The 18,580-nt window shown below is 29.0% G+C and carries 16 protein-coding genes; 12 read left to right on the top strand and 4 right to left on the bottom strand.

The features are described 5' to 3' along the window. Positions 1-25 precede the first annotated feature (25 nt). Positions 26-649 (top strand): bifunctional nuclease family protein, encoded by a 624-nt coding sequence (locus tag H0H45_RS00955; protein WP_185866745.1) that lies wholly within the window; start codon positions 26-28, stop codon positions 647-649. A 4-nt stretch (positions 650-653) separates the two neighbouring features. Here H0H45_RS00955 and H0H45_RS00950 read toward each other — a convergent pair whose 3' ends face one another. After that, positions 654-1,163, bottom strand: coding sequence for a dihydrofolate reductase (locus tag H0H45_RS00950; RefSeq protein ID WP_185866744.1), 510 nt, complete (start codon positions 1,161-1,163; stop codon positions 654-656). A gap of 22 nt (positions 1,164-1,185) precedes the next feature. Here H0H45_RS00950 and H0H45_RS00945 point away from each other — a divergent pair, with 22 nt between their 5' ends. Then, a complete protein-coding gene (locus H0H45_RS00945) occupies positions 1,186-3,837 on the top strand; it encodes a valine--tRNA ligase (protein ID WP_185866743.1) in 2,652 nt (883 codons plus the stop codon). 1 nt (position 3,838) lies between these two features. On the opposite strand, the gene H0H45_RS00940 is transcribed toward H0H45_RS00945, so the two are convergent. Genes H0H45_RS00940 through ndk form a run of 3 tightly spaced genes read right to left on the bottom strand, consistent with a single transcriptional unit; the run spans position 3,839 to position 5,676 of the window. Further along, positions 3,839-4,579, bottom strand: coding sequence for a TPM domain-containing protein (locus H0H45_RS00940; RefSeq protein ID WP_185866742.1), 741 nt, complete (start codon positions 4,577-4,579; stop codon positions 3,839-3,841). Between the two features lie 23 nt (positions 4,580-4,602). Beyond that, positions 4,603-5,205: a LemA family protein gene (locus H0H45_RS00935; RefSeq protein ID WP_185866741.1), complete on the bottom strand. Its 603-nt coding sequence runs from the start codon at positions 5,203-5,205 to the stop codon at positions 4,603-4,605. A 48-nt stretch (positions 5,206-5,253) separates the two neighbouring features. Next, positions 5,254-5,676 (bottom strand): nucleoside-diphosphate kinase, encoded by a 423-nt coding sequence (gene ndk, locus H0H45_RS00930; protein ID WP_185866740.1) that lies wholly within the window; start codon positions 5,674-5,676, stop codon positions 5,254-5,256. A 110-nt stretch (positions 5,677-5,786) separates the two neighbouring features. Between ndk and H0H45_RS00925 the strand changes: the two genes are divergently transcribed. The 10 genes from H0H45_RS00925 (at position 5,787) to rpmI (ending at position 18,579) form a co-directional block, all read left to right on the top strand. Next, positions 5,787-8,231, top strand: a complete 2,445-nt coding sequence (locus H0H45_RS00925) for an alpha-ketoacid dehydrogenase subunit alpha/beta (RefSeq protein WP_185866739.1) — start codon at positions 5,787-5,789, stop codon at positions 8,229-8,231. 97 nt (positions 8,232-8,328) lie between these two features. Continuing rightward, positions 8,329-9,390 (top strand): branched-chain amino acid aminotransferase, encoded by a 1,062-nt coding sequence (locus H0H45_RS00920; RefSeq protein WP_185866738.1) that lies wholly within the window; start codon positions 8,329-8,331, stop codon positions 9,388-9,390. Between the two features lie 4 nt (positions 9,391-9,394). Further along, positions 9,395-11,155, top strand: a complete 1,761-nt coding sequence (argS, locus tag H0H45_RS00915) for an arginine--tRNA ligase (RefSeq protein ID WP_185866737.1) — start codon at positions 9,395-9,397, stop codon at positions 11,153-11,155. A 17-nt stretch (positions 11,156-11,172) separates the two neighbouring features. Continuing rightward, positions 11,173-12,525 carry a signal recognition particle protein gene (ffh, locus tag H0H45_RS00910; protein WP_185866736.1) on the top strand — a complete coding sequence of 451 codons (1,353 nt, stop codon included), beginning with the start codon at positions 11,173-11,175 and terminating at the stop codon, positions 12,523-12,525. A 145-nt stretch (positions 12,526-12,670) separates the two neighbouring features. Beyond that, on the top strand, positions 12,671-14,266 hold the full coding sequence (locus H0H45_RS00905) for a glycerol-3-phosphate dehydrogenase/oxidase (RefSeq protein WP_185866735.1): 1,596 nt from the start codon (positions 12,671-12,673) through the stop codon (positions 14,264-14,266). A 29-nt stretch (positions 14,267-14,295) separates the two neighbouring features. After that, positions 14,296-15,792 carry a glycerol kinase GlpK gene (gene glpK / locus H0H45_RS00900; RefSeq protein ID WP_185866734.1) on the top strand — a complete coding sequence of 499 codons (1,497 nt, stop codon included), beginning with the start codon at positions 14,296-14,298 and terminating at the stop codon, positions 15,790-15,792. 20 nt (positions 15,793-15,812) lie between these two features. After that, positions 15,813-16,517, top strand: coding sequence for an MIP/aquaporin family protein (locus H0H45_RS00895; RefSeq protein ID WP_185866733.1), 705 nt, complete (start codon positions 15,813-15,815; stop codon positions 16,515-16,517). Positions 16,518-16,574: 57 nt separating this feature from the next. Then, complete coding sequence (gene thrS, locus H0H45_RS00890; RefSeq protein WP_185866732.1) at positions 16,575-17,801, top strand: threonine--tRNA ligase; 1,227 nt, start codon at positions 16,575-16,577, stop codon at positions 17,799-17,801. Positions 17,802-17,855: 54 nt separating this feature from the next. Next, positions 17,856-18,386 carry a translation initiation factor IF-3 gene (gene infC, locus H0H45_RS00885; protein WP_238785254.1) on the top strand — a complete coding sequence of 177 codons (531 nt, stop codon included), beginning with the start codon at positions 17,856-17,858 and terminating at the stop codon, positions 18,384-18,386. 4 nt (positions 18,387-18,390) lie between these two features. Continuing rightward, the gene (gene rpmI / locus H0H45_RS00880) at positions 18,391-18,579 is read left to right on the top strand and encodes a 50S ribosomal protein L35 (RefSeq protein ID WP_185866731.1); all 189 of its coding nucleotides are present in this window, start codon (positions 18,391-18,393) and stop codon (positions 18,577-18,579) included. Position 18,580 lies beyond the last annotated feature (1 nt).

The raw sequence follows: 18,580 nt of genomic DNA, 5'->3' as shown, positions 1-18,580 counted from the left end.
TGGTGATATATATTTTTTCTATTCTATGGAACAACTTATCAGATTAGCTATACGTGGAATCTCCTTAAGTCAAATACAATCTGGAATATATGTTTTATTACTGGAAGAAGAATCTGGAAGAATAAAACTTCCTATTATCATAGAGAGTTTGCAGGCTCAATCTATTGCTTATGCTCTAGGAAAAAGAGATCCATCTAGATCTTTTACACATGATCTATTTATCACTTTTTCGAAAGCATTTCATATAAAGTTAAAAGCAGTTGTTATATATAAATTACTCAATGGAATATTTTTTTCTTATATCCTGTTTGAAGGAGAAAATAAAGAACATAAAATAGATTCCAAAACATCCGATGCGGTAGCTTTAGCTGTGCGATTTCAAGCTCCCATTTATACTACAAAAGAAATATTTGATAAGGCTGGAATTTATTTTGAAAATGGATTTCCTATCGAAAATAAAGAAAATGAGACCTCTTCAGAAGGAGGGATTGAAAATTCTGTTCAACTTTCTTTTAAAAAAGAAAACAGTCAAAAAGATTTAGAAAAAATGACAGAAAGAGATCTGAACGTTTTATTAAATCATGCAGTTGTAAATGAATGTTACGAACTGGCGGCCAGGATCAAAAAAGAACTAGATAGAAGAGAATAAATAATTAGTCTTTTCTTTCATATTGTATAAAACTGTAATTATATAAATGATGTTTATCTTTTTCATGAAAAAATTCATATTTTTTTTTCCACTTCCTAAGAGAAATTTTTGGAAATTTTGCATCTCCGTAAAATTTTTTGTGAATTACAGTTAATTCTATGATATGAGCTTTATCTATAGTAGAAGTATAGATTTCTTCTCCTCCTATCACAAATATTTTTTTATAATTTAAGTCATAAACTTGTTTCAAAGAAGAATAAACTTCAAAAGTTCCGCAAGGATTAGTCTTATTCGAGGAAAAAAAATGTATTTTATTTTTTTTTGTGAGTATAATATTTCTTCTTCCTGGAAGAATTTTCCCAATGGATTCAAAAGTTTTCCGACCCATCAGAATGGTTTCTCCAAAAGTCATATTTTTGAAACGTTTTAAATCATTTGGTAAATGCCACATTAATTGATTATTTTTTCCTATAAAGCCATTGCTAGAAATAGCAGAAATTAGTATAATTTTCATTTTTTTTTATATTTTTAAATTTATGGATATTCCAATTAAATATGATCCAAAATCTGTAGAAAAAAGAATCTATCATCATTGGATGAATGAAAATTACTTTTTTTCTTTACCGGGAAAGAAGGCCCCTTATACAATTTTGATGCCGCCTCCTAATATTACTGGAGTTCTTCATATTGGACATATTTTGAATAATACTATACAGGACATATTGATTAGATATGCAAGAATGAAAGGATACAATCCTTGTTGGATTCCTGGGATGGATCATGCTTCTATTGCCACAGAAGCAAAAGTAGTTCATCAATTAAAGGAAAAAGGATTGTCTAAAATTCTTATAGGAAGAGAGAAATTTTTATCACATGTTTCGGAATGGTCTGAAAAACATAAGAACATTATTTTAAATCAACTAAAAAAATTGGGGTGTTCTTGTGATTGGAACCGTGTTCAATTTACTATGAACAATAAATTATCCAAATCTGTTACAGAAGTTTTTATAGATTTATATAATCAGGGATATATATACAGGGGTTATCGTGTAGTAAATTGGGATCCAGAAGCTAAAACGACTATTTCGGATGAAGAAGTCTTCTATCGAGAACAAAAAGGAAAACTTTTTTATATAAAATATCCAATAGAAGGGGAAAAATATTTTGTGACTATTGCTACGACTCGTCCTGAAACCATGTTTGGGGATACAGCTATTTGTTTCCATCCAGATGACAATCGTTATTTTCATTTAAAGGGAAAATACGCAAGAATCCCAATAATCAATCGATTGATACCTATTATTCAAGATTCATACGTAGATCCATCTTTTGGATCAGGATGTTTAAAAATCACTCCAGCTCATGACATCAATGATAAAGCTATTGCTGATACATATCATTTAGAGATAATTGACATTTTCAATGAGGATGCAACTCTCAATGAAAAATGTCTTCATTATCAAGGAATGGATCGTTTTGAAGTGAGGAAAAATATAATCAAAGAGTTATCTAGCTTAGAAGTTTTGTCTAAGGTAGATAACTTTAATCAAAAAATTGGATTCTCAGAAAGAACAAAAACCGTAGTAGAACAAAAATTGTCTCTTCAATGGTTTCTAAAGATGAAAAAAATGTCTATTCCTGCTGTAGAAGCAGTTAAAAATGGAGAAATCCAATTTTATCCAAGTAAATTTAAAAAAATTTATTTTCAGTGGATGGATAAAATTCGTGATTGGAATATATCTAGACAATTGTGGTGGGGACATCGTATCCCAGTTTATTATTATGGAAATTCAAAAAATGATTTTGTAGTAGCAGAAAATTTGGAACAAGCCTTAATAAAAGCGAAAATTAAGAGTCATGATCCTCATTTAAAGGAAAATGAAATTAGACAAGAATCAGATGTTTTAGATACATGGTTTTCTTCCTGGATCTTACCTATGTCTGTTTTTGATGGAATTATTCATCCTCATAATCGAGAAATATCTTATTACTATCCTACTGAAGATTTAGTTACAGGTTCAGATATCTTGTTTTTTTGGGTTTCGCGTATGATTATGGCTGGTTTTTTTTTCAGAAAACAAAAACCATTTAAAAGGGTTTTTTTTACTGGAATAGTAAGAGATGATAAAAATCAGAAAATATCTAAATCTCTAAATAATTCTCCAAATCCTGTAGATTTAATTGAAAAATATGGAGCAGATGCTGTTCGTATGGGGATTATGCTAAGAGCTAGTGCAGGAAAAGATTTTCATTTTGAGGAAAATATCTGTTTACTAGGAAGAAATTTTTCTAATAAGATATGGAATGCTTTTCGTTTGATAAAAAGTTGGAAAATAGAAGAAAAAAATAAAGATTTTCCTGAAGCATCTAAAAAGGCTATTAGATGGTTTGAAAATCGTTTTTATCATGTTTTAGAAATTTTTGAAAAAAATTTTCATCAATATAAATTTGATGAATCATTGATGATTTTATATAAGTTAATTTGGAATGATTTTTGTTCTTGGTTTCTTGAAATTATTAAACCTGTTTTTGGAAAAGGGATATCGAAACCAGTCTATTCAAATACAATTAAGTGGTTTGAGAATGTGTTAAAACTATTACATCCATATATGCCTTTTCTTTCCGAAGAAATTTGGAGTCTTCTTCAAAAAAGAACAAGAGAAGAAGCTTTAATTATTTCTTCTTGGCCTAAAAAAAAATCCTATAATCAGAAAATTTTAGTTTCTTTTGAAAAGGCAGTTCAAATTATATCTCAAATACGTTCTATAAGAAATAAAATGAATATTCCTTATAAAAAAAGTTTAGTTTTCTTTTACATGAAAGAAGGAATAGAGAAAGAATACCATTCTATAATATTAAAATTAGCAAATTTATCTCAAATCATTCATGTTTTAAAAAAACCTAAAAAAGAACAATTTTTTTCCTTTTTTTTAGGAACGGATAAATATTTTCTTTATTTAGATAGAAAGTATTCTTCTAATAAAATAGATCTTATTCAAATTGAAAAAAAAATTCAATATTTTTATAATTTATTATCTATGATCCGGAAGAATTTATCCAACAATAAATATGTGAAATCTGTTCCAAAAGAAATCCTTTTAAAGGAAAAAAAGAAAGAAAGTGATACTTTGAAAAAAATAGTTCATCTTGAAGAATTCTTAAAAAGAAAAAATAAAAATTTAGATTAGATCACCAGTTTTCGCATGATCCACCACCTCCAAAATTTCCACCTTCTCCGAATCCGTCAAAACTATCTTCATTATCGGAAGATTTTTTTATAAGATTCGTAATATTCGTTAAAAATAATATATTTAATAATGATGTTGGGTCGATTACTTTTTTATATAAGAAAAAAAACATAATCAAAAAAACACTAATAGAAAAAGCCAAATTCCATTTGGAAAAATGATTTTTTTTGTTTTCCTTGTTTATATATTCATTTTTCATGGTTCTGAATATTTCTTTCAGACTGATATCTATAGCTTCATAGTATAGATTTTTTTTTAAAAGAGGTTTTATTTTTTGGATGAGTCGTCGAGTGGTAAAATCGGTCAAGTAGGGTTCTATTCCGTATCCATTTTGAATGGAGATTTTTTTATCGTTAATAGATAATAATATGATAATTCCATTGTTTTTATATTTTTTTCCAATATGCCATTTATTCCCCCATTTAGAAGCTAAAAAATTTGGATCTTCTCCATAAAGATCTGGAACAATAGAAATTAAAATTTCTGTAGAGGTTTTTTTTGAATATTGAATGAGTCTTTCATTTAATTTTTGTATTTGAGGGTGGGATAAAACTCCTGCATAGTCGTAAACGGGATATATTTTTTTTGGATTATCCGGAATATTTAATTGTCCTTGTACGAAATTTGTGAAAATTAGTAAAATGAGTAAAATTTTACTAATCTCTTTTAGAATTTTTTTCATCTAAAATTTTTTTTCCATTTTTTTTAATCCTGAAAATTTATAATAGGAGCTTTTTCTGATTCTATTTGAGATTTGAAATATCCTTTTTCTCTAAATTGAGGAAAAAAATTCGCGATGATAATTTTTGGAAATTTATTTCTATAAGTATTAAAATGATTGACTTGATCATTAAAACGGTTCCTTTCCACATTAATACGATTTTCTGTTCCTTCTAATTGATTTTGTAATTCTAAAAAATTTTGTGTTGATTTTAAATGAGGATAATTTTCTACAATTAATAATAATCTGCTAAGAGAACTTTGTAATCCTTCTTGCGCTCTTTGAAACTTGCTTATTTGATCTTGATTTAAATTATTGGGATTGATATTCATGGAAGTGGTTTTTGTTCTTGCTTCTATGACTTGATTCAGAGTGTTTTTTTCAAAATTAGCAGATCCTTTTACCGTTTTTACTAAGTTTGGAATTAAGTCTGCTCGTCTTTGATAAACGTTTTCCACTTGACTCCATTGTGTTTTTATCTTTTCATTCAATTTGACTAGTTGATTATATGTTTCAGTTATCCATAAACTGATTACAAATATTAAGATGAATATAGTGGAAATAATAATTAAAAAACTTTTTTTCATTTTATAATTTTAATTATACAAAATACAAATTTTTGAAATGAAGTTGAATTACCAGTAAATTTCTCGATGAGAGAAATAAAATAGACATTCTCTAACAGCATTTTGATTACTATCTGATCCATGAATCGCATTTTTTTCTAAAGAACTTGCATATAACTTTCGTATAGTCCCTTCAGCTGCATGAATGGGATTTGTATCTCCTATTAAAATTCTAAAATCTTCTACTGCATTTTCTTTTTCTAGAATAATAGAGACTATTGGTCCGGAAGACATAAAGTTCACTAAAGAATCGAAAAAAAGACTTTTTTTATGTTCTGCATAAAATTTTTTTGCAGATCTTTTAGAGAGATCCGTCATTTTAAGTGCCATAATATGAAATCCTGCATTGACTATATGAAACAAAATAGGCCCTATATATCCTTTTTCAACAGAATCAGGCTTTATGATAGCCAATGTGATTTTTCCCATCATGTGAGAGATCATTTTTTTTCTTTATTAAGCAATATATTAAAAATAAACTTTATTTTTTCTTTTATAAGAATCTGAAAACTGTATTTTCATAAAAAAAAAATTAGTATTTAATGAATACAAATAGTATAAAATATGGAATGGAGATAAATGATGGGAAAACCTCTTTCGATTTGTTTCGAAAAATGATTTTGACTGATTATAAATTAGCAAGAATCAGTCGTGAAACAAGTCTTTTAGGTCGTAAAGAAGTCTTAAATGGAAGAGCTAAATTCGGAATATTTGGAGATGGAAAAGAAATTCCTCAACTAGCTATGGCTAAAGTTTTTAAAAATGGTGACTTTAGATCTGGATATTATAGAGATCAAACTTTTATGATGGCTATTGGAGTTTTAAATGTAAGAAGTTTTTTTTCTCAATTATATGCGCATTCTGATTTAGAAGCAGAACCTGTTTCTTCTGGTAGAATGATGACTTCTCATTTTGGAACACGTCTTCTGAACAAAGATGGAAGTTGGAAAAACCTCATCACCCAAAAAAACTCTAGTGCAGATATTTCTTCTACAGCTGGACAAATGCCAAGACTATTAGGTCTGGCTCAAGCTTCTAAAATTTATAAGAAATTAAAAAATTTGAAGAAAACACATAAAATGTTTTCTCATAATGGAAATGAAGTCGCTTTTGGAACTATTGGAAATGCCAGCATTTCTGAAGGGTTGTTTTGGGAAACCGTGAATGCAGCTTCCGTATTACAAATACCTATTATCCTTTCTATTTGGGATGATGAGTATGGAATATCCGTTCCTAATAAGTATCAATTTTCAAAACGAAATATTAGCGATCTTTTATCAGGTTTTCAGAGAAATAAAGAAGAAAATGGGATAGAAATTCTTCGTGTAAATGGATCCAATTACATGGATCTTACAAAAACGTATGTTCAAGCAGATCAAATAGCTCGTCATGAACATATTCCAGTTATCATTCATGTGACGAATCTTACCCAACCACAAGGACATTCTACCTCTTCGTCACATGAACGATATAAATCTAAAGAGCGTTTAGAATGGGAAATGAAAAATGATGGAATCAAAAAATTTAGGGATTGGATTTTGAATTTTCAGTTTAAAACAGACACTGGCTTTTTTAAAAAGATTGCAAATGGAGATTCTATGAATAAAATAGATGTAGAAGCCAAAGAATATGTTCTTCAAGAACAAAGAAAAGCTTGGGAAGCGTTTCAAAAGCCTATTGAAAAAATAAAAAATGAAGCTATTCGGATTTTGCAAAAATTGCAATATGCATTTCCACGTAAGAAATGGATAAAAAATTCTGTCAAAGAATTGCTTACTATCAAACAGTTACATACGAAAAGATCCATTTTTAGTGTTGTCAGAAGATCTTTGTATCTTCTGTCGAAAGAAGAATCTTATCAGAAAGAATGTCTGATAAAATGGTTTAAAAAAAAATACCATGAAGAAAAAGAGAATTATTCTTCACATTTATATAGCATTTCTGAAAAAGCTTCCGTAAAAATTACCGAAGTTTTTCCTGTATATAATAAGAAAAATTGTTGTGAAGTAGACGGAAGAATCGTTTTAAGAGAGAATTTTGATAAGTTATTAGAATTATACCCAGATCTTTTAATCTTTGGAGAAGATGTCGGTAAAATTGGAGACGTAAATCAAGGATTAGAAGGTCTTCAAAAAAAATATGGAGAATCACGAGTTTTCGATACGGGAATACGTGAATCTACTATTCTTGGACAGGGAATTGGTCTTGCTTTGCGTGGACTTCGTCCTATAGTTGAAATTCAATATTTAGATTATATTCTGTATGCTTTGCAAATTATGAGTGATGATCTGGCTTGTTTGCAATACAGAACAAAAGGAGGGCAAAAATCTCCCGTTATTATTCGAACAAGAGGACATCGTTTAGAAGGAATATGGCATTCTGGTTCTCCTATGGGAGGTATCATCAATTATTTAAGAGGGATTTTTGTACTTGTTCCAAGAAATATGGTAAAAGCTGCAGGCTTTTATAATACTCTTCTAGCTGGAGATGATCCAGCTTTAGTGATTGAATGTCTAAATGGTTATAGAATAAAGGAAAAACTTCCGGAAAACTTAGGTTATTTTAGAACTCCTATTGGAATAGCAGAAGTGACTAAAATAGGAAAAGATATTACAATTGTTACTTATGGTTCTACATGGAGAATTGTCCATGAGGCCGCAGAAGAATTATCTAAAATAAATATTGATCCTGAAATCATTGATATTCAATCTCTATTGCCTTTTGATCTTCAAAAGAATATTGGAAAAAGCTTAAGAAAAACAAATAGATTATTAATTATAGATGAAGATGTTCCAGGAGGGGCTTCTGCTTATATACTCCAAAAAATATTAGAAGAACAAAACGGATACTATTATTTAGATAATCCTCCTATTACAATTACGGCTCAAGAGCATCGTCCTCCATATGGATCTGATGGAGATTATTTTTCAAAACCATCTGTTGAAAATATTGTAGAAAAAGTATTAAAAATTATGCAGGATAGTTAGAAAATTTATGATTATTAATATTTTTTTTAAAAAAAAATAAAATATTTATTATTCATTACCTTTGGTATCTTAATAAAGATAAAGTTTTTTTTACGTTATGAAAATAGAAAAAACCTTACATTCTAGGATAGATGAGATAGATTTTAACAATATTTCTTTTGGAAATCATTGTTCGGATCACATGTTTTGTTCAGAGTTTAGAAACGGAGAATGGAAGAATTCAATCATTAAACCATTCGAAAATATAAACCTTTCTCCAAAATCTCTTGTATTTCATTATGGACAGGCGGTTTTCGAAGGAATGAAAGCTTATAAAGATAAAAATGAAGAAATTTTTTTGTTTCGTCCAGAAGAAAATTTTAAAAGAATCAATAAATCTGCTACACGTTTAGAAATGCCACCTATTCCAGAATCCATATTTATGAATGGATTAAAAAGACTAATAAATATAGATCGAGATTGGGTCCCAAAACATTATGGACAATCTTTATATATTCGTCCTTTCTTAATTGCAATGGATGGAGTTTTATCTGCTAAACCATCTAAGGATTATTTATTTATGATTATATCTACCCCTGCAGATGCTTATTATGAATATCCATTAAAAATAAAAATAGAAGAAAAATATAGTCGTGCTGCATCAGGAGGAGTTGGATTTACTAAAGCTGCTGGAAACTATGCTTCTTCTTTTTATCCTACTAGATTAGCAAGAGAAGAAGGGTTCGATCAGATCTTATGGACGGATTCATCCACTCATACATGGATTGAAGAATTGGGAACAATGAATGTTTTTTTTTGGATAAAAGACAAACTCGTTACTCCACGAACTAATGAAAATATATTAAGTGGAATCACCTGTAAAAGTCTTCTTGTTTTAGCTAAGAAAGAAGGAATAGATATAGAAGAAAGAGATTTAAGTGTTTCAGAAATCATAGATGGATTAAAAAAAGGAGTCTTAAAAGAAGCTTTTGGTTGTGGAACAGCCGTAGTGGTGAATTATTTTCAAACTATTAGTTATCTAGGTGTAAATTTTTCTTTACCAGATCTTACAGATGAAAAAAGAATATCAATATTCTTGAAAAAGAAACTATTAGACATTCAGCATAACTTGTCGGAAGATCCTTTTGGATGGCGTTTAAAATTAAAAAGATTTCTGTAGTCTTATGAATGAGGTTTTTCCATCTATAGAGGAATCCATTCGAAAATCCATCTCTATTTTATACAGATTGGATCCTTGTCCCAGGTTGGATTTTCAATCTACTAAAAAAGAACATCTAGGAGATATTACTTTTGTTTTGTTTTCTTTGTCTAAAATATTAAAAAAACCTGTAGAAGAAATTGGAAAAAATATTGGAACTTACGTTAAGGATCAATTAAAAGGGTTGATTAGTTTTTCTATTGTTGGAGGTTTTTTAAATTTTATTTTCAAGGACAGGTATTATCTTTATCTTCTTATAAATATGTTAAATAAAAATTTTTATGATTTAAAATTGTCTGATAAAAATATCATGATTGAATATTCTTCTCCAAATGCAAATAAACCTCTTCATTTAGGTCATATTAGAAATAGTCTTATTGGTTATTCTTTATCAGAAATATTGAAAATGGTTGGAAATAAAATTACTAAGATACAGATAATTAATGATAGAGGAATACATATATGTAAATCTATGATGGCTTGGAAAGAATTAGGAAAAGGAGAAACCCCTGATGGGGTAGATATGAAAGGAGACCATTTCGTGGGAAAATATTATAATTTATTTGATAAAATTTATTGTGAAGAAGTTAAAAAATTTTCTAAAAAAAATAAAAATAATCAGAATGATATTCCAATTATAAAAAAAACTAGAAATCTATTAAAAAAATGGGAATCAGGAGATCATGAAACTAGAAATCTTTGGAAAAAAATGAATAAATGGGTTTATGATGGGTTCAAAGAAACTTATAAAAAATTAGGAATACTTTTTGACCAAGTAGAATATGAAAGTGATGTTTATGAAATTGGAAAAAATATCATAAAAGAGGGTTTTCAAAAAGGAATTTTTTTTCAAAAACAAGATGGGTCTATTTGGGTTGATTTAATTAAAGAAGGTTTTGATCAAAAACTTTTATTACGATCAGATGAAACTTCTGTATACATCACCCAAGACATAGGAACTGCTGTAGAGCGTTTTAGAAAGTATGATCATATAGATAAACTCATTTATATTGTAGGAAAAGAACAAGATTATCATTTTAAAGTACTTTTTACTATCCTGAAACGTTTAGGATACATATGGGTGAAAAAATTAACTCATCTTTCTTATGGAATGGTAGATTTACCAAGTGGTAGAATGAAATCAAGAAAAGGAAATATTATAGATGCTGATAGTCTGATCTCAGAAACGTCTTCTATTGTAAAAAAAAATTTTTTAAAAGATTTTTCCAAAGAAGAAAAGGAAAAATATGCAGAAATAATAGGATTAGGAGCTATAAAGTATCATTTTTTACAAGTCGATCCTAAGAAAAGGATTATTTTTTTTCCTGATAAATCTATAGATATCAAGGGAAAGACAGGTCCATATATCCAATATGCTTATTCGAGAATTCGTTCAATAGAACGAAAGTTTACTTTTTTTTATTCCTTAACTCATAAGGATTGGTCTAATGAAAAATTGGATATCCATGAAAAAAATATGATTAAAATTCTTCAAAAATATCCATTTATATTAAAAAAATCTGCAAGAGAATTGAATCCTTCTTTAGTTGCTAATTATATATATGAAGTAGCTAAAATATTTAACCATTTGTATCAAAATACAAGAGTAATAAACCCTTTAGATATAATTCATAGTAATATTTGTATGAATATCATTCATGTGACAGGGAACATTTTAAAATCTGGAATGAATTTATTAGGCATAAAAATGCTTGATCGTATGTAAAAAAAAAATAAACGTTTATGTTTGAACATTTACAAAAAAAATTGAATAAAGCTTTTCATATTTTAAAGGGAAATAGCAAAATAACTGAAATAAATATTGCAGAGACTATGAAAGAAATTCATAGAGCTCTTATTGATGCTGATGTTAATTACAAGATTGCTAAAATTTTTGTTCAAAAAGTTAAAGAAAAATCTTTAGGTAAAAAAGTATTAACTTCTTTAAATCCAAAACATTTAATTATCAAACTAGTATATGATGAGTTAGTCACCCTCATGGGAAAAAAGAATAGAAAAATAAATATTTCTAATAATCCTTCCATTATTTTAATTTGTGGGTTACAAGGAAGTGGAAAGACTTCTTTTTCTTCTAAGCTCGCTTTTTTTTTGTGTAGAAAAAAAAATAAAAATCCTTTATTAGTAGCTGCAGATACTTATCGTCCTGCAGCTATAGATCAACTGAAAATTATTGCAGATCAAGTTCATCTTCCTGTTTTCTTTTTAAAAGAAAATAAAAATGTCATCGAGATTATTGAGAAATCTCTTATTTATGCCTCTAAAAAAAAGTATAATGTAGTTATTATTGATACTGCAGGTCGATTAGCTATTGATAAAAAGATGATGGATGAAATTCAAAAAATTTATCAGTATTTTCACCCAGATGAAACTTTATTCGTGGTGGATTCCATGACTGGACAAGACGCTATAAATACGGCTCAAATTTTTTCTCGTATTCTAAATTTTGATGGGATCGTAATGACTAAATTAGATGGGGATAGTAGAGGAGGAGCAGCTATTACTATGTCTAGTGTCATTGGAAAGCCTATAAAATTTATTAGCAATGGAGAAAAAATAGAAGATATAGAAATTTTTTATCCAGAAAGAATAGCTAATAGGATTTTAGGAATGGGAGATATTGTTTCTTTAGTAGAAAAAGTTCAAGAACAATTTAATGAGGAAGAAACTCAAAAGATTTATAAAAAAATTTCAAAAAATCGTTTTAATTTTGAGGATCTTTTGAAGCAACTTCAACAAGTGAAAAAAATAGGAAGTATGAAGAATCTTATGTCCATGATTCCTGGCATGGATAAATTTTTTGAACATAAAAACGAAAAAAAAGATTCTTTCAAAGAAATAGAATCTATAATTCTATCTATGACTCCATATGAAAGAAATCATCCAAAAATACTTGATGATGTGAGAAGAAAAAAACGAATTTCGAAAGGTTCTGGAGTTTCCTTAAGAGAAATTGACCTTTTTTTAAAACAATTTTATAGCATAAGTAAAATGATGAAAACTATTCATCCTAATTCAGGATCCCAAATGATAAAAAATTTTATATCTAAAATGATGAATAAAGAAAATAGTATATAATCTTGGATTAATTTTAATAAAAATTTTCTTTTATTGAAAATATTTTTAATTTTGTTCGTTTGATATGAATAGTTTTTTCAAGACCCCAATGTGGATATACAGTTCTTGATGGAATTATATGTATATGTTTATGAATGAGTAAACTATGATGAAAGGTTTTTTAAATAGAGAAAGATTTTTAGGAATTTTAGAAAATATAAATATTTGGGATGTTATGGTGATTGGAGGGGGGGCTACAGGATTGGGAATCGCTTTGGATTCAGCTTCTAGAGGATATAAAACTCTTCTTTTAGAACAATCTGATTTTTCTAAAGGAACTTCTAGTCGTAGTACTAAATTAGTTCATGGAGGAATAAGATATTTGGCTCAAGGAAATATAAAATTAGTTTATGAAGCTTTACAGGAAAGAGGACATTTGTTGAAAAATGCTCCTCACTTGGTAAAAAAACAAAGATTTGTTATTCCTATTTTTAGTTGGAGGATGGGTTTTTTTTATTGGGCTGGTTTGAAATTTTATGAATGGTTAGCTGGTTCTCTTAGTTTTGGAAAATCTCAATTTTTATCTAGAAATGAAATACTGAAAATATTTCCTGAAATTCGACCGCATAGTTTGAAAGGGGGTATTTTATATTATGATGGACAGTTTGATGACGCACGTTTAGCTATTAATTTAGCCAAAACTTGTGTTCAGCAAGGAGGAGTCGTGTTGAATTATTTTCAAGTAAAAAATCTTATTAAAAAGATAGGAAAAATATCTGGAGTGATCGCTTATGATCTTGAAACTAAAAAAAAATATTCTATTTATTCAAAAACAGTTATTAATGCCACAGGGGTTTTTTCAGATTCTATTTCTAAAATGGATGAATCCACATGGCCTATTTTAATAAAACCTAGTCAAGGGACGCATATTGTTTTAAAAAAATCCTTCTTTAGCAGTTCAAATGCTATAGTCATTCCAAAAACTACGGATGGTAGAGTTCTTTTTAGTATTCCATGGTATGATCATGTTTTGATAGGAACTACAGATACTTTTTTGGATAAAAGTGATCTTGATCCTAAACCTTTAGAAGAAGAAATAGATTTTATTCTACAGACTTTTAAACAATATTTTGTAAATACACCAAAAAAAAAGGATATTTTAAGTGCTTTTTCAGGTTTACGTCCTCTTTTTTTTCCTCGTCGTTTTTCTTCTTCTACTCCCACTAAAGACATATCTAGATCTCATAAACTGATGATTAGTCCTTCTGGACTAGTAACTATCATAGGTGGAAAATGGACTACATATAGAAAAATGGCAGAAGAAACTGTCAATAAAGCCATTGAGATAGGAAAATTAAATAAAGTTCCTTCTATAACAAAAAATCTGAAAATTTATGGAGCTATTTCTTCATCTAAGAATTATAATTCTTATTGGAAAAAATATGGGGAGGATGAATTTTACATTCAAAAATTAATTGAGGAAAATCCTCTATGGGGAGAGCCATTAATATCTCAAGGTCCTTCTTATTTTTGTACTAAAGCAGAAGTTGTTTGGATGGTCCGTCATGAAATGGCTAGAACAATTGAAGATGTTTTAGCAAGAAGGTTTCGTTTATTATTTTTAAATGCTCAAAAAGCGATAGATATAGCACCAAGAGTAGCAGCATTAATGGCTAAAGAACTTCCTCGAGATAAAACATGGGAAAAATCACAGGTAGCTGCTTTCAAAGAGTTAGCTATGCAATATTATTATCCAGTTTAATTCAAAGAGAAGTTTAATACCATCATCATATGCTTATGAAAAAATATGTGCTATCATTAGATCAAGGAACTACCAGTTCTAGAGCTATTGTTTTTGATAGGGTTGGAAATATTATATCCGTAGCTCAAAGAGAATTTACACAAATTTATCCTTATCCTGGATGGGTAGAACATAATGCAGAAGAAATATGGTCTACACAAGCTTCAGTAGCTTTAGAGGCTATTTTAAAAGCAAATTTAGAAGGAAGCAATATTATTTCAATAGGAATTACTAACCAAAGAGAAACAACCGTGGTATGGGATAGAAAAACGGGAGAGCCGATTTATAATGCAATAGTTTGGCAAGACCGACGGACATCTAGTTATTGTGATCAGATGAAATGTGAAGGTTTGACTGAAATGATTCGAAAAAAAACCGGTCTTATTATAGATCCTTATTTTTCTGCTACTAAAATTAAATGGATATTAGAAAATGTTCCAGGAGCTAGGAAAAAAGCTAATTCTGGAAAATTAGCTTTTGGAACTATAGATTCATGGTTGATATGGAATTTAACCGGTAAAGAAATTCATGTAACGGATGTCACTAATGCATCTAGAACCATGCTTTTTAATATTCATACCCTTAGTTGGGATCAAGATTTAATCAAATTATTTGATATTCCAAAAACAATGCTTCCAGAAGTCAAGTCTTCTAGTGAAATTTTTGGTTATACAACGGGTCATGTTTTATCCCATCAAATTCCTATATCTGGAATTTCTGGAGATCAACAGGCCGCTCTATTTGGTCAAATGTGTACTAAAATTGGAATGGTTAAAAACACCTATGGAACAGGTTGTTTTATGTTAATGAATGTTGGAGAACATCCTGTTTTCTCTCGAAATAATTTAATAACTACTATTGCTTGGAAAATTAAAGATAAGGTTCAATATGCTTTAGAAGGAAGTGTATTTATTGCTGGAGCAGTTGTTCAATGGCTTAGAGATGGCTTAGGTTTACTTTTATCTTCAAGTGAAGCGGAAAAATTAGCCGCTTCAGTAGATAATACAGAAGGAATGTATATGGTTCCTGCATTTTCTGGTTTGGGAGCTCCTTACTGGGATCAAAAAGCTAGAGGAACTATTGTTGGAATTACTAGGGGGACTTCTTCTGCTCATTTTGTACGTGCGGCTTTGGAAAGTATTGCTTTTCAAAATATGGATGTTCTGAAAGCTATGGAAGCAGATTCTGGAATTTCTATAAAAGAACTTCGTGTAGATGGAGGAGCAACGGTTAATAAATTATTGATGCAATTTCAATCTGATATTTTAAATGTCAAAGTAGTGAAATCAAAAATATCTGAACTTACAGCAGCAGGTGCTGCTTATTTAGCTGGATTATCTGTTAATTACTGGACTAGTTTGGAGGATATTCAAGATAAATGGCAATTAGAACAGGTTTTTGAACCAAAAGGAATGTCAAGTCGTTGGGAACGAATTCAAGGTTGGAAAAAAGCAATAAAAACAACACGTTCTTGGTCTAGAAAATAAAGTTATTTAATTTAATTATAATGACAAAAATATCTGGAGAGATTATAGGAACTATGATTTTAGTTTTTTTAGGAAATGGAGTAGTGGCTAATGTTTTATTATCTAAAACAAAAGGACATGAAAATGGTGGATGGTTCACTATTACTATGGGATGGGCATTAGCTGTTTTTATGGGAATATTAGTTTCAGCTCCTTATAGTGGTGGTCATCTAAATCCTTCTGTTACAATAGGTCTTGCTATGATTGGAAGGTTTAAATGGAATCTTGTTCCTTTTTATATACTTTCTCAATTTATAGGAGCTATGTTAGGATCTTTATTGGTATGGATTTTATATAAAGATCATTTCTCAGAAACTAAAAATGAACAGGATAAATTATCTGTATTCACTACCAGTCCTGCTATAAAAAATTTATATTCTAATTTATTGAGTGAAGTATTAGCTACTTTTATTTTTATGTTTGTTACTTTCCACCTTATAGGATTAGGATATTTTGGAGCTTTTCCATCAGCTTTAATTATATTAGGAATTGGATTATCTTTAGGGGGAACCACGGGATATGCTATTAATCCTGCTCGTGATTTAGGTCCAAGAATTGTATATTCTATAATTTCTTTCTTTTCTGGTAGAAAAGAAAAGAATAACTGGGATTACGCTTTGATTCCTGTATTAGGACCTATTCTTGGTAGTGTAATGGCAGCTGCATTATATTTATCAATAAAATGAAAAAAACTCGTAACTTTTTTTTTTACAAAGTTATAGTTAACTTATTTGAGTTGTATAATGAATAAATATTCAGTTTCTAATCTGGATCACAGAAAAATAGGAAAAAAACTAAAGTTTTTTATATTTTCTGATAGAGTTGGAACGGGTTTGCCATTATGGTTACCTAGAGGAACAATTTTTAGAAGAAATTTAGAAGAATTTTTGACAGATATTCAGAAAAAATCAGGATATGAGATGATTATGACTCCACATATTGGACATAAAAAATTATATGTGAGAAGTGGACATTGGGACAAATATGGGAAAGACAGTTTTAAATCGATTCAAACTCCTCATTCAGAAGAAGAATTCCTATTAAAACCAATGAATTGTCCTCATCATTGTGAAGTTTATCGTTCTCAAGAATGGTCTTATCGTGATCTTCCTAAACGTTTTGCAGAATTTGGAACTGTTTATAGGTATGAACAAAGTGGAGAACTTCATGGTCTAACAAGAGTGAGATGTTTTACACAAGATGACGCTCATATTTTTTGTACGTATGATCAGCTATTGGAAGAATTTAAAAAAGTCATAAATTTAGTTTTCTACGTATTTCGTCGTTTAGGTTTTTTGGAATATACGATTAGAGTTTCATTGAGAGATCCAAAAAAAATTCATAATTATATTGGATCTGATGAAAATTGGAAAATGGCTGAAGAGGCTATACTACAAGCTGTTAAAGAAGAAAAAATAGATGCATCTCTTCATTATGGAGAAGCCGCTTTTTATGGTCCTAAATTAGATTTTCTTATCAAAGATTCTTTAAAAAGAAACTGGCAACTAGGAACTATTCAAATAGATTATAATTTGCCTGAAAGATTCGATTTATATTATAAGGGAAAAAATAACGAAAGACATCGTCCAGTTATGATCCACCGTGCCCCTTTTGGTTCTTTGGAACGTTTGATCGCTATTCTTATAGAACACACAAAAGGAAATCTTCCCTTTTGGTTGGTTCCTAATCAAGCCGTTATTCTTCCTATAAGTGATAAATATATAATTTATGCAAAAAAAATTTTAAATTTGATGTTAAATCATAAGATTCGTGTCTTTCTTGATGAAAGAAATGAGAAAATTGATAAGAAAATCAGGGATTCTGAAGAAAATAAAATTCCTTATATGATTATTTTGGGGGAAAAAGAAGAAGAAAATAAAATGATTTCATTACGACGTCATGGATTGGGTCATATAGGAAGATTTACTATTTCCAATGGAATAGATGCTATTTTTAAAGAAACTAATTAAATTTATAAAATTATCATAAAAAAGAAATTTTCTAGAGGGCATAAAAAAAAGAGGATATATCGTCCGTTACCACAAAAAAAAGAGAGACATCGCATTAATGCCCATATTTATTCTGATCAGGTTCGCTTAGTTGGTAATATAGTAGAAAACGGAATTTATTCTATTCAGGAAGCTCTTCAATTTGCTAGAGATAAGGAATTAGATTTAGTAGAAATTAATCCTAAAGTGGATCCTCCAGTATGCAAAATACTGGATTATAAAAAATTTCTTTATGAACAGAAGAAAAAAAAGAAGCAATTTAAAGCAAAACAAATTAAAGTAAATACTAAAGAAATTCGATTTGGTCCACAAATAGGGGATCATGATGGAAGAGTAAAAATAAAGAGTGCGGAAAAATTTTTAATGCGTGGGGATAAAGTAAAAGTTTTTGTTTTTTTTAAAGGTCGTTCCATAGTGTATAAAGATCAAGGAAAAATAAAATTGTTAAAATTTGCAGAAGAAATTGAAGAATATGGAAGAGTGGAAAAAATGCCTGTTATGGAAGGAAAAAGAATGTATATGATCTTAGCTCCAAAGAAGTTTTAGTATTATGCCTAAATTGAAAACAAAATCAGGATCAAAAAAAAGATTTAAAAAAACAGCTAATGGCAGTATAAAAAGAAAACAAGCATTTAAAAATCATCTTTTAACTAAAAAATCGAAAAAAAGAAAACGTCATCTTTCTAATTTTTCTTTATTGAAAAGTTCAGATAAAAAGAATATAAAAAAACAATTCTAAC

The organism is Blattabacterium cuenoti, from assembly GCF_014252095.1.
Taxonomy (GTDB): Bacteria; Bacteroidota; Bacteroidia; order Flavobacteriales; family Blattabacteriaceae; genus Blattabacterium; species Blattabacterium cuenoti_F.
The sequence above is the reverse complement of the archived record's forward strand: the minus strand, read 5'-3'. Positions and strand labels throughout refer to the sequence as shown.

Bases quoted from the DNA above. Each gene is read 5' to 3' on its own strand.
- H0H45_RS00950 (WP_185866744.1), bottom strand. From the start codon at position 1,163: ATGAAAATTATACTAATTTCTGCTATTTCTAGCAATGGCTTTATAGGA.
- H0H45_RS00925 (WP_185866739.1), top strand. From the start codon at position 5,787: ATGAATACAAATAGTATAAAATATGGAATGGAGATAAATGATGGGAAA.
- H0H45_RS00905 (WP_185866735.1), top strand. From the start codon at position 12,671: ATGATGAAAGGTTTTTTAAATAGAGAAAGATTTTTAGGAATTTTAGAA.
- H0H45_RS00920 (WP_185866738.1), top strand. From the start codon at position 8,329: ATGAAAATAGAAAAAACCTTACATTCTAGGATAGATGAGATAGATTTT.
- rpmI (WP_185866731.1), top strand. From the start codon at position 18,391: ATGCCTAAATTGAAAACAAAATCAGGATCAAAAAAAAGATTTAAAAAA.
- H0H45_RS00955 (WP_185866745.1), top strand. From the start codon at position 26: ATGGAACAACTTATCAGATTAGCTATACGTGGAATCTCCTTAAGTCAA.
- H0H45_RS00945 (WP_185866743.1), top strand. From the start codon at position 1,186: ATGGATATTCCAATTAAATATGATCCAAAATCTGTAGAAAAAAGAATC.
- glpK (WP_185866734.1), top strand. From the start codon at position 14,296: ATGCTTATGAAAAAATATGTGCTATCATTAGATCAAGGAACTACCAGT.
- ndk (WP_185866740.1), bottom strand. From the start codon at position 5,676: ATGATGGGAAAAATCACATTGGCTATCATAAAGCCTGATTCTGTTGAA.
- H0H45_RS00940 (WP_185866742.1), bottom strand. From the start codon at position 4,579: ATGAAAAAAATTCTAAAAGAGATTAGTAAAATTTTACTCATTTTACTA.
- thrS (WP_185866732.1), top strand. From the start codon at position 16,575: ATGAATAAATATTCAGTTTCTAATCTGGATCACAGAAAAATAGGAAAA.
- H0H45_RS00895 (WP_185866733.1), top strand. From the start codon at position 15,813: ATGACAAAAATATCTGGAGAGATTATAGGAACTATGATTTTAGTTTTT.
- ffh (WP_185866736.1), top strand. From the start codon at position 11,173: ATGTTTGAACATTTACAAAAAAAATTGAATAAAGCTTTTCATATTTTA.
- H0H45_RS00935 (WP_185866741.1), bottom strand. From the start codon at position 5,205: ATGAAAAAAAGTTTTTTAATTATTATTTCCACTATATTCATCTTAATA.
- argS (WP_185866737.1), top strand. From the start codon at position 9,395: ATGAATGAGGTTTTTCCATCTATAGAGGAATCCATTCGAAAATCCATC.